The sequence below is a fragment of the Actinoallomurus acaciae genome (assembly GCF_042429965.1).
Taxonomy (GTDB): Bacteria; Actinomycetota; Actinomycetes; order Streptosporangiales; family Streptosporangiaceae; genus Actinoallomurus; species Actinoallomurus acaciae.
In genome coordinates, this window is sequence record NZ_JBHLZP010000230.1 from 1 (window position 1) to 12660 (window position 12660).

The window sequence follows — 12660 nt, forward strand, 5'->3', positions numbered from 1 at the left end:
GAAGGCCGTCACGGCCGCCGACCCGCGCGGAGGCACGATCGAAGGCGCGCCCACCGCCGCGCTCCGCCAGGACGGCAGGGCGGTGCGCCTCACCGGCACGGGTGATCGCGGCACCTCACCGCTGCTCACGCTCGACTTCGGCGGCGAGGTCGCGGGCAGGGCGCTGGTCCGGGTGCTCGGCGCCTCCGCGGACCGGCCCGGCCTGCACGTCTGCTACTCCGAGTCGCGCCGCTTCATGGCGACCGCGCCCGGCCAGAACGGCGGCCAGACCGCCTTCGCCCCGGGGTGCGACACGGCCAACATCTGGAGCGGCTACCCGGGACAGCCCTACCAGTGGGACGCCGACAGCCACACCCTGCCCCCGGCCCCCGCGCACCTGCCGGCGACCCTGGAGGACGGGCAGCCACGCGGCGGCTTCCGCTACGCGACGATCTTCCTCGACAAGCCCGGCTGGGTGGACATCGACGCCGTGGCGGCCGACTTCACGGCCGCGCCCGGCCAGGCGAACCTTCGCGGCTACCGGGGCCATTTCCGGTCCAGCGACGAGGAGCTGAACCGGATCTGGTACGCGGGCGCGTACACGGTGCAGATCGACACCGATCTGCCGACGCGGGTGAAGGGCAACATCGCCGTGGACCCGGCCGCCCCGTGCTGGCCGTACGAGCCGGGGGAGGCCGACCACGCCGACAACACGCTGCACTACGCCGACCCGAGGACGGCGGTCGTGCTGGACGGCGGCAAGCGGGACCGTGACCCGTTCACCGGCGACCTCGGGGTGCAGGGGCCCGTCACGTACCTGTCCACCGACGACGTGGCCGCCATGCGCAACACGCTCGACGCGCTGGCCCGGCAGCAGACCGCCGACGGCTTCGTGCCCGGCAACGGGCGCGTCTGCCCGGACCAGTCCGGCCACTTCAGCGGCGACTACGACCTGTGGTTCGTGCACGACGTGTACCTGCACTGGCTCTACACCGCGGACCCGAAGGCGCTCGGCGACTGGTGGCAGGCGGTCACCGGCGCCCTCGACTGGGCGGTGCGCCAGATCGACGACAGCGGGCTCGTCGCCTTCGGCGCGTACGGCGGGGACGGTGGCTGCGGCACGTACGCCTACAGCAGCTGCGACCACCTGACCTACACGAACGCCGGCCTGTACCGGGCGCTGCGGGAGACCGCGGGAATGGCACGGGCCAAGGGCCGGACGGACCTGGCCTCCTCCTACGAGGCGACGGCGGCGAGGCTGCGCACGGCGGTCGAGGCGAAGCTGTGGGACGACACGGCGGGCGCGTACCGGCAGAGCGTCGAGCACCCGGACGTGCATCCGCAGGACGCGACGGCGTTCGCGGTCTCCTCCGGGCTGGCCGCGCCCGACCGCGCGAGGCGGTCGCTGGCCTGGCTGCGCTCGAACGACTGGGGGCCGTACGGGTCGCTGACCGTGCCGGCGGGTACGCAGGGCGCCGCGGTCGACTCGCACTACGAGCCGTTGCCGTCCGGAACCGAGGCGGACGCGCGGTTCGGCGTCGACGACGCGAGCGGGCTCGAACTCATCCGCAGGGGCTGGGGATACCAGCTCGCCCAGGACCCGGGGAACACGTTCTGGGAGAAGACCGCGGCCGACGGCACGCCCGGGCTCGCGTCGTTCACCAGCCTCGCGCACGGCTGGGCGAGTCAGCCGACCGTCACCCTCACCAACCGCGTCCTGGGCGTGACGCCGACCGGCGCCGGGTTCGCCCGCTTCACGGTGCAGCCGCACCCGGCCGGGCTGACGTGGGCCGAGGGCACGGTCCCGACGCCGCGCGGCGACATCACCGCGTCCTGGCGCGACGGCACGCACGGCTTCCGGCTGGCGGTGACGGTGCCGGGCCGGACCACCGGCCGGCTCGCGATCCCCGTCCACACCCGCGTCACGCTCGACGGGCACGTGGTCTGGGCCGGCGGAAGGGCCACCGCCAAGGACGTGACCAGCGACGGCGCCTACGTCTACGTGAACGGCGTGGCGCCCGGGCACCACATGATGGAAGGAACGAGATGACCGTGGGAAGCGGACGCGTGCGCGTCGGCAAAAGGGGCCGCCGAGGACTCCGGCGGCCCGGACATGGCGTCATGAGACGCGCGGCCGGACGGTTCGCGAGGGTGCCGGCGGCGCTCCTCCTCGCCCTGTCCGCGGCCGTCGTCGCGCTGACCCCGGCGGGAGCGGCGGAGGGGGCGCCGGTGTCCACCACCGTCCCGGCCCTGACCCGTGCCACCTTCGCCGACCCTCCGGCCTCCGTCCGGCCCAAGTACCGCTGGTGGCAGCCGCTCGCCTACACCCAGGACGCCGAGCTCGCCGACGAACTCGACCAGATCAAGAAGGCGGGAGGCGGCGGCGCCGAGGTCGCGCCCTTCAACGTCGAGGGCACGGGCAACAACACCAACCCGTTCCTGGAGAAGTACGGCTGGGGCACCCCGCTGTGGGCGCAGAAGACCGAGACGATGCTGGCGGCGGCCAAGAAGGAGGGGCTCGACCTCGACTTCACGATCGGCCCCCGCTGGCCCGCGACCGTCCCCTCGGTGAACGACGTCAACGACCCCGCCGCGCAGCAGCAGATCGTCTTCTCCCATGAGTTCGACCGCGGCGGCGCCGGCAGGTCCGGGCCGCTGCCGACGAACCTCAACGCCGCACTGCCCGCAGGGGCGAAGAAGACCCTCATCGCGGCGCTCCTCGCCAAGTGCTCCGACGCCGGCTGCGCCGACTCCTCCAGCGCCCCGCGGCTGCTCGACCGGTCCAGCGTCACCGACGTGACCTCGAAGGTGGACGCGCAGGGCGACCTCTCGATTGACCTGCCCGGCGACGCGAACAGCACGTACGCGCTGATCGCCTTCTACCAGGCGCCCACCGGCCAGTCCCTGTCCGGCTACACCGCCACCGGCACCAACTACGCCCTGGACACCTTCGGCAAGGCCGGCGCCGAGGCCACCACGGACTTCTACGACGCGCACATCCTCACCCCGGACGTGCGCAAACTGCTCGCCCAGATGGGCACCAGCGACCTGTTCGAGGACTCCCTCGAACTCGGCAGCACGCAGAAGTGGACGCCCGGCATGGTCGCCCAGTGGCAGAAGCTGCGCGGATACTCCCCGATCGACGTTCTCCCGGCGCTGGCCGGGGCGGGCGACCAGGGCATCACCGACCGGCCGTTCTTCGACTTCGGCGACGGCCTCGGCGCCCGCGTCCGCACCGACTACCGGCAGACCCTCAGCGACCTGTACATCGCGAACCGCCTCGACGTGCTGCGTCAGTGGGCCCACAAGCACCACATGGGCACCCGCATCCAGCCGTACGGCATCCCGGTGGACGTCTCCGACGCGGCCTCGCACATCGACGTTCCCGAAGGCGAGTCGCTCGCGTTCGGGCAGTCGACCGGCGCCTACAGCAACGTGCAGGACTACCGGGTGGTCGCCACGGGAGCGCACCTGGCCGGGCAGCCCGTGGTGTCGGACGAGTGCTGCGCCTTCTCCGGCTCGGTCTGGGGGTCGACGGCCGGGGCGGGTTCGGACGCCTCGAACCTGCAGGCCGTGTACCGCGGGTTCGCCGGCGGCGTGAACCAGGTCGTCTGGCACGGCTTCCCCTACCTGACCAGGGGACCGCAGGGCGCCGGCGCCCAAGAGGTGTGGCCCGGCATGACCTACGGCGGCAACACCTCCTACTCCGAGGCGTGGGGCGCCAAGGGCGGACCGAACTGGGCCGACTACCGGTCCATCAACGACAACCTGGCCCGCATGCAACTCGTGCTCCGCCAGGGCGATCCGCGGTTCGACCTGGCCGTGTACTGGCAGGACTTCGGCATGAACGGCACGGGGACCACGGGAAGCGGCGCGAACAAGCAGATCCAGAGCTCATCGGCGCTGGCGTCGGCCGGGTACACCTATGAGTACCTCAGCCCGGCCCAGCTCCGGCGCAAGGACGCCTCCTATGACAAGGGCACCCTGTTCGGCGACGGCTCGGCGTACCACGCGGTGCTGCTGAACGACCAGACGACCATGCCGGTCGACGCGGCGCGCAAGCTCCTCGATCTGGCGCGGCGCGGCCTGCCCGTCGTCATCGTCGGCGACCTGCCGAGCACCGTTCCCGGCGCCGGCGACGCGGCGGCCCAGGACGCCAAGCTCAAGTCCGTGGTCGCCGAGCTGGTCCGGCAGCGCAGCGTCGTCCGGGCGGCGAGCGAGGCGGACGCACCGGCCGCGCTGAAGCGCCTGAACGTCACGCCCGCCGCGACACCGGGCAGTGACTCGGGCGCGATCCTCGACGTGCGCAGGCACGCGGGTTCGACCGACTACTACTACCTGTACAACCAGACGAAGACCGCGACCGCGCAGACACTCACCCTCACCGGTGACGGCGTACCGTACCGGCTGGACACCTGGACCGGGCAGATCACCCCGATCACGGGCTACACGTCCGGGCACGGCACGGTCACCGTCCCGGTGCGCCTGAACGGCGACGACGCCGAGGTCATCGCGGTCACGCCGCGACACGACGCCACCTTCGGCGGCGCGCCGGGCCGGAAGGACGCGCCGGGCACGGCGAGCCCCCCGTCCGGCACGCCGAAGCCGGTGGCGCTGGGCGACTGGTCGCTCGCCGTGGACGCCTGGGGCCCCGGAGCGTCCGACCTGCCCGGCGACACCGCGCACTCGAAACTCGGGCCGGTCACGCTCAAGGCCGGATCGGACGGCAGGCTGCCCGCGTGGTCGGCGATCACGCCCGGCAACGGCTACTCCGCGGACCTGAAGGACGTGTCCGGGCGGGGCACCTACACGGCCCACGTCACCCTGGGCGGGGAGTGGAAGGGCGTCAGCGGCGCGAGTCTCGACCTGGGCACACCGGTGGACACCGTGACCGTGAACGTCAACGGGCACGACCTGCCGCCGCTCGACCAGGCCGACCTGCGCCACGTCGAGGTCGGCCGGTACCTGCGCCCGGGCGACAACACGATCACCGTCCGGGTCGCCTCCACCCTGCTCAACGCGGTCCGGGTCGCGCCGGGCACGGGCGCGTCGTCGCGGACGCCGATGGACTACGGGCTGTTCGGGCCGGTCACTCTCACGCCGTACGCCGGAACCCGGCCCCTGCTGACCACCTCGGCGCTGGAGACGTCGCTGCCCTTGGCGAAGGGCGGGTACAACCGCGCCACCGTGCTCGTGAGCAACGGATCCGGCCGGCCGGTCGGGGTGACGCTCAGCGCGTCGGCCGCCTCGGGCGTCACCGCGACGCCGGAGAAAGGCCGCACGACGGTCCCGGCCGGCGGCTCGGTGGCGGTGCCCGTCGACCTGCGCGACTCCGGCGCCGCGACCGGAACGGACACCCTGACGGTGACGGCGCGAAGTGACACCGGACTGACCTCGACGACGACGGTGTCCCTCGTGCACTCCGACGACCTGGCGCTCAACCCCGGCGGCACGCCGTTCCCGCGCGTGATCGCGGACGCGAGCCAGGACCGCTACCCGGCCGCCCTCGCGGTGGACGGCTCGGCCGACACGTTCTGGGTGTCGTGGGGCAGAGCCGCCGGTCAGGGACCCACCGCGGCCCGTCCGGTGCGGTACGGGCTCGACTTCGGCGCGGCCGTCGACGTCGGCTCCGTCACCGTCGGCGGACGCTCCAGCTACGGGCCGCGCGACTACGACGTCCAGGTCTCCTCGGACGGCCGGAACTGGCGCACCGTGGCCGGTGCCACCGACACTCCCAAGGCGGGCGGGACGACGACCTTCACCCCGGTCAAGGCCCGCTACCTGCGGCTCGACATCACCAAGAGCTGGGACTCCGTCAACGCCAACGTGCAGATGAGCGGGCTCACGGTACGGCCGTGAACCCGCGGAAGGGAATGAGATGACCGACCACCACGGACGCGTACGCGTCGGGCTCGTCGCGGGAGGACTGGGGGCGTACTGGCCGCAGTTCCCCGACCTGCTGCCCCAACTGCGGCGGTCCGCCGAACGCGTCTCGGAGCGCATGGGCCTGCTGGGCGTCGACGTCGTCGACGTCGGCTTCGTCTCCGACGAGCGCGAGGGCGCGGCGGCGGCGGAGAAGCTGCGCGCGGCGGGCTGCGACCTTATCGTCGGGTTCCTCACGACGTACATGACCGCGACCATGCTCGTGCCGATCGCCCAGCGCAGCGGGGCGCCGGTCCTGCTGATCAACCTGCAGCCGACCGAGTCGATGGAGCACGAGACGTTCGACACCGGGCAGTGGCTGGCCTACTGCGGGGCCTGCCCGCTGCCCGAGATGGCCAACGCGTTCCTGCGCTCCGGCATCCCGTTCCGCTCGGTCTCGGGGTACCTGGAGGACGAGCGCGCCTGGGACCGGATCGGGCGCTGGGTGCGGGCGGCCGGCGTACGCGCGGCGCTGCGGTACGGGCGGCACGGCCTCATGGGCCACCTGTATCCGGGGATGCTCGACGTCGCGACCGACCTGACGCTGGTGACGGCCCAGTTCGGCGGCCACGTGGAGGTCCTGGAGTTCGACGACCTGCGGGTGCGGGTGGAGAAGGTCACCGACGCCGAGGCCGAGGCCAAGAAGAAGGAGGCCACGGACGTCTTCGCGCTGGACGAGTCGGTGAACGATGAGGACTTCGGCTGGGCGGCGCGCGTCGCGGTCGGCCTGGACCGTCTCGTGGAGGACTTCGGCCTGGACAGCCTCGCGTACTACCACCGGGGCCTGGACGGGGAGATGCACGAGCGGCTCGGCGCGGGCATGATCCTCGGCGCCTCGCTGCTCACCGCCCGCGGCGTCCCGGCGGCGGGGGAGTACGAGCTGCGCACCTCGCTCGCCATGCTGATCATGGACCGGCTCGGCGCGGGCGGCTCGTTCACCGAGTTCCAGGCGCTGGACTTCGAGCGCGGGCACGTCGAGATGGGCCACGACGGCCCGGCGCACCTCGCCATCAGCGACGGCCGGCCACTGCTGCGCGGCCTCGGCGTCTACCACGGCAAGCGGGGCTACGGCGTCTCGGTGGAGTTCGACGTGAAGCACGGCCCGGTCACCGCGTTCGGCCTCCGGCAGGGCCGCGACGGCCGGTTCGCGTTTGTGGCCTCGGAGGGCGAGGTCGTCGGCGGCCCGCTCCTGCGGATCGGCAACACCACCTCACGCGTGGACTTCGGCGCCGACCCGGGGGAGTGGACCGACACGTGGAGCGCCACCGGAATCTCCCACCACTGGGCGCTCGGCACCGGCCACCGGATCGCCGACCTCCGCGCCCTCGCGGATCTCATGGAGGTCGAGCTGATCGACGTGCGTCCCTAGCGAAAAGCCTGTTCTGACGGAGTCGGGGGACTCGACCACCAGGAGACGAAGTGACGAATGTCTTCGGCATGCCCGGATTCCTCCGCAAGGCCACGACCGCGGCCGGAATCCTCGCCGGTACCGGCGCGCTGACCCTGTCGGTCATCGCGCCGGCCGGCGCGGAGCCGCCCGGCTCCGTCACGGCCACCGGCCTGAGGACCGGCGGCCTGACCTCACCGCTCGGCATCGACGACCCCGCTCCGACACTGAGCTGGCGGCTCGCCTCCCGTGAGCGCGGCGCGGCGCAGACCGGGTATGAGATCCGGGCCGCGAGCAGCGTGAGCCGGCTGGCCCACCCCGACCTGTGGGACTCCGGCAAGGTCGCCTCGACGGCGGTCGGCGCGGCGTACCGCGGGCCCGCGCCCGGTTCGCGGTCGCGTGTCTTCTGGCAGGTGCGCGTCTGGGACTCCCACGGCCGCGCGTCCGCGTGGAGCACGGCGGCCCACTGGGAGATGGGCCTGCTGAACGCCGGCGACTGGAAGGCGCGGTGGATCGCCAACCCCGAATGGTCCGGCCGGCAACCCACCCCGGTCGCCGTCTCCCTGCCCGCGCAGACCGCGCGGTACGTCCGGCTGGACGTCACACGGCTGGGACTGCCGATCAAGGAGGGGTGGCCGTACAAGGTCTCACGGCTGCAACTCGCCGAGGTCGCGGTCACCGACGCCTCGGCGCCCGACACCGACCTGGCGCTGGGCGCGCCGGTGACGGCCACGGACGTCTACACCGCCCCGGGTCAGTGGGAGCCGCGGTTCGTCACGGACGGTGCGCTGACCACGGACAAGGCGCCGTTCGGCTACACGAGCCTGGAACACCAGGACCAGGACCTCACCACCCCGATCGACGTCACGATCGACCTGGGCGCGGCGCGGCACTTCGACCGGATCCTGCTCTACCCACGGACCGACACGCTGACCGATGACGGCAGGACGCCGAACTTCCCGGAGGACTTCACCGTGCAGACCTCCGGCGACGGCACGGCGTTCGCCACGGCCGCCACGGTGAAGGGGCAGGAGGCGCCGCCGCCGATGCACGGGCAGCCCGGCGCGCTGCCGGTCTTCGCCAAGGACTTCGCGGTGACCCGGAAGGTCCGCAGCGCCCGGCTGTACGCCACCGGGCTCGGTGTGATCGACGCGTCGGTCAACGGCCGGCCGGTCGGCGACGCGGTCCTCGAACCGCCGAACACGGACTACGCCGATCGCGTCGTGTACTCCACCTACGACGTGACCCGGCTGCTGCGCCGCGGCGGCAACAGCGTGAGCGTCGACGTGGGTAACGGCATGGCCAACGTGCCGTCCACGCCCGGCCGGTACGAGAAGCTCACGAGGTCCGACGGCGCACCGGAGTTCCTCGGCCAGCTCGAGATCACCTACACCGACGGCAGCCGTACGACGATCGCGACCGACTCATCGTGGCGCACCGGGCTCGGCGCGACGACCTTCACCAACTGGTACGGCGGCGAGGACTACGACGCGCGGCGCGCGCCCGGCGACTGGACGGCCCCCGTGCAGGTGGCCTCGCCCACGAAGGCGCTCACCGCCCGGGCGGACCCGCCGGTCGAGATCGTACGGACCCTGCACGCGAAGAAGATCACCGAGCCGAAGGCCGGCGTGTACGTCGTCGACCTCGGCACGAACTTCGCGGGCTGGGAACGGCTGCGCGTCGGCGGCCCGGCCGGTACCAAGGTTACGATGCGGCCGGGTGAGCTGCTGAACTCCGACGGAACGGTCAGCCAGGCCACCACCGGCTCGCCCATCTGGGACACCTACACGTTGTCCGGCAAGGGCGTCGAGACCTGGCATCCGCGCTTCGCCTACCACGGCTTCCGCTATCTGCAGGTCGAGGGACTGCCCGCCGCACCGGACAAGGACACCGTGACCGGCCTCGTGCTGCGCGCCGCCAACGACACCGCCGGCACGTTCACCAGCTCCAACCCGCTCATCAACGACATCCACACGATCATCGACCGGGCGATCCAGAGCAACATGTACTCCGTCCTGACCGACTGTCCCCACCGGGAGAAGCTCGGCTGGCTGGAGGAGGACAACCTCGTCTTCGGCTCGGTCGCCCGTGACTACGACGTGGCCGCCTACTACCGCGAGCTCGTCCGCAACATGGCCGAGGCGCAGACCGCCGATGGCCTCGTGCCGGACATCGCCCCGGAGTACACGGTGTTCTCCGGCGGCTTCCGCGACGACCCGAACTGGGGCGGTTCGCTCGTCCTCGCGCCGTGGCAGCTGTATGAGACCTACGGCGACACGGCGACGCTGCGGACCTACTACCCGAACATGCAGCGGTACCTGGACTACCTGTCGTCCAAGGCAACGGGCGACCTGCTCGACTACGGCCTCGGCGACTGGATCACCTTCGACGACAGCACGCCCGTCGGGGTGACGGCCTCCTTCGGCTACTACCGGGTCGCCTCGGCCATGAGCGGCATCGCCCGGGTGCTCGGCAAGACGGACGACGCGCGGCGCTACGGCGCGCTCGCGACGCGGATCGGCGCGGCGTTCAACGCCGAGTACCTGTCCGGCGACACGTACGCGTCCGGCAGCCAGGCGAGCGACGCGCTCGCGCTCGACATGGGCGTCGTGCCCGCCGACAGGCGGCAGGCCGTGCTCGACCATCTGACCGCGAGCATCAAGGCGAACGGCTACCACCTGACCGTCGGGGAGATCGCGCTTCCGTCGGTGTTCCGCGTGCTGTCCGCGGCGGGCCGCGACGACCTGATCTACACGGTCGCCACGCAGACCGGCAACCCGAGCTACGGCTACCAGGTGACGCACGGCGCGACGTCGCTCACCGAGAACTGGGACGGCCCCACGTCCGGCAACTCCCAGAACCACTTCATGCTCGGCGCGATCGACGAGTGGTTCGGGTCCGGTCTCGCCGGCATCGGCCAGGCCGACGGCTCCGTCGCCTTCGAGCACCTGCGCATCCGCCCGGCCGTCGTCGGCGACCTGACCCACGCGGCCGCCTCGTACGAGACGCCGCGCGGCACCGTCACCAGCTCCTGGAACCGCTCGGGGAGCACACTCAAGCTCGACGTGACCGTCCCGCCGGGCGCGCCCGCGCGCGTCGAGGTCCCGCTCCTGGGCGGCACCGGCAGACCTGGGGCCACCCCCGGCGCCACCTGGATCGGCGTCCAGGACGGCCGCGGTGTCTTCGAGGTCGGCTCCGGCCACTGGACCTTCACCGCGAGGGCGGCGGCATGAGCATCCGTGGCAGGTTCACCGCTCTTCTCCTGGCCGTGCTCATCGCGGTCCTGGCCGGTCCGGCGCTCGCGCCGGCCGCCCGGGCCGCGGTCGACACCGACCTCACCAACTTCGATCCGGCCGGGAACCAGGTCGTACGCTTCGACACCGACGGGAACGCGGTGGACGCCCACGACGGGGCGATCACGAGGTTCGGCGACACCTACTACCTGTACGGGACCAGCTACGACTGCGGCTACCAGTGGCAGAACAACACCACGTTCTGCGGGTTCAAGGTCTACTCCTCACCCGACCTCGCGCACTGGACGGACCAGGGGTACGTCGTGCCGCCGCGCGACTGCCGCTACTGCTTCCGCCCGCACGTCGTCCACGACGCCGCGACCCACCGGTACGTCATGTGGGTCAACGACCAGGACGCGGCGGACAAGTTCCGTGTCTACACGAGCACCCGGCCGACCGGCCCGTTCACCGAACAGCCGGTGCCCGACCTGCCGGACCAGACCCACTGCACCGCCGACCTCGACGTGTTCGTCGACGCCGACGGCGCCGGCTACCTCGTCTGCAGCAACGCCGGCTGGCACATCGCGGTCATCAAGCTCACCTCGGACTACCTGCGCGCCGCCGGCCCGTACGACATCACCGGGGTGACCCGGGTCGAGGCGCCCTCGCTCTTCAAGCGGAACGGCGTCTACTACCTGACGATGTCCGACCCGAACTGCGGCTACTGCACCGGGACCGGCACGTCGTACCTGACCGCGAGCAGCCCGCTCGGTCCGTGGCACGGCCGCGACGCCTGGACCGCCGAGGACGGCGCGCTGGTCGCCCGCGGGGGCCTGTACGGGCTGTCGCAGGAAGGTGAGGACTGGACCGACTACACCTTCTCCTTCGACGTGGCGCCGTTGCCGACGGCCACCGGCACGGCGGCACAGGCCGGGTTCGCCCTGCGGATGAACACCGACGACCACGGCTACCTCTTCCTGCTGAACGGCTCGGCGTCCGGCAAGGGCACGCTGAGCGTGCTGCGCCGCGCGGGCGCCACGACGGCGAGCCACGTCGTGCCCCTGGCCGAACCGATCGTCGCGGGGGAGTGGCACCACGTGTCGGTCACGGCGGCCGGTTCGACGTTCACCACCGCGATCGACGGCGTCCAGGTCGACACCTATACCGATACCGACGCGACCTATCCGGCGGGCAAGGTCGGCTTCCGCGAGTGGAACGGCGCGGACCTGGAGTCCGCGAGGTTCGACAACGTCCAGGTCACCTCCTCCTCCGGCGCGACGCTGCTGTCCGACGACTTCTCCGGCGGCTTCTCGCGATGGGTCGTCCCGACGTCCGGAGTGAAGATCAGCGACGACTCGTGCGGCGGTCAGCCCGCGCAGGTCGCGACCCTGCCCCAGCGCCGCGGCGGGCCAAAGTACCTCTACTTCAGCGACCTGTGGGACTTCCACACCAACGAGGCCTTGGCGAACTTCTACTGGCAGCCGCTGTCGTTCGCGTCCGACGGTTCCATTCAGCCTCTGACCTGCGCGAACACGCGAATACACCTGGATCCCGGGCATCCGGGCCGGCAGCGGCCGATCCCCGGGCTCGACCAGACCAGCGGCGTCGCGGGGTTCCGTACGGCCTGCGACATCGCCGGCGACGAACGGCGGGAGCAGACCTTCACCGCGGGCCGGAACGGGCGCCTCACCTCACTCGCCGTGACGGCCTTCAAGGACGGCACCGAGGAGGGCCGGGTGCTCCGCACGCCGCCGTCCGATCCGCTGACGGTCGAGTTGCGCGACGGCCCGCGGACGCTGTGGTCCACCACGGTCCCGGCGGACACGATCGGCTGGTCCGCCCGTGACGTGGTCCTCCATCCCCGCGTCCGCGTCACACGCGGTCACCGGTACGCCCTCGTCCTCGGCTCGGCGACCGCCGTCGGCTGCTACGGCTTCGCCTTCGACGACCGGGACCCCTATCCCGGCGGCACCTCGGCGGTGAGCACCGACGCGGGCGTCTCCTTCACCCCCGAACCCGGCCGCGACCTGAAGTTCCACACGGAGGTCTCGTGAGACTCATCCCCTTCTTCACGAAGGCCGCCGTGCTCGGGCTGGCGGCCGGCTGGACGGCGCTGCCGGCCCACGCGGCCCCGGCCGG

5 protein-coding genes are annotated in these 12660 nt (G+C 72.1%); all 5 read left to right on the forward strand.

What is annotated here, in order from left to right:
* Positions 1–2029: alpha-L-rhamnosidase C-terminal domain-containing protein (locus tag ACFFNX_RS27040; protein WP_378208108.1), on the forward strand; the 2029-nt coding region annotated here is incomplete at its 5' end.
* Positions 2030–2130: 101 nt separating this feature from the next.
* Positions 2131–5838, forward strand: a complete 3708-nt coding sequence (locus tag ACFFNX_RS27045) for a glycosyl hydrolase (RefSeq protein ID WP_378208111.1) — start codon at positions 2131–2133, stop codon at positions 5836–5838.
* A 19-nt stretch (positions 5839–5857) separates the two neighbouring features.
* Entirely contained in the window at positions 5858–7270 is a 1413-nt protein-coding gene (locus tag ACFFNX_RS27050) for an arabinose isomerase (protein ID WP_378208114.1), read from the forward strand.
* Between the two features lie 50 nt (positions 7271–7320).
* Positions 7321–10521 carry a family 78 glycoside hydrolase catalytic domain gene (locus ACFFNX_RS27055; protein ID WP_378208117.1) on the forward strand — a complete coding sequence of 1067 codons (3201 nt, stop codon included), beginning with the start codon at positions 7321–7323 and terminating at the stop codon, positions 10519–10521.
* Complete coding sequence (locus ACFFNX_RS27060) at positions 10518–12575, forward strand: family 43 glycosylhydrolase (protein ID WP_378208120.1); 2058 nt, start codon at positions 10518–10520, stop codon at positions 12573–12575. The genes ACFFNX_RS27055 and ACFFNX_RS27060 overlap by 4 nt, the downstream gene beginning before the upstream one ends.
* The last annotated feature ends 85 nt before the right edge of the window (positions 12576–12660 follow it).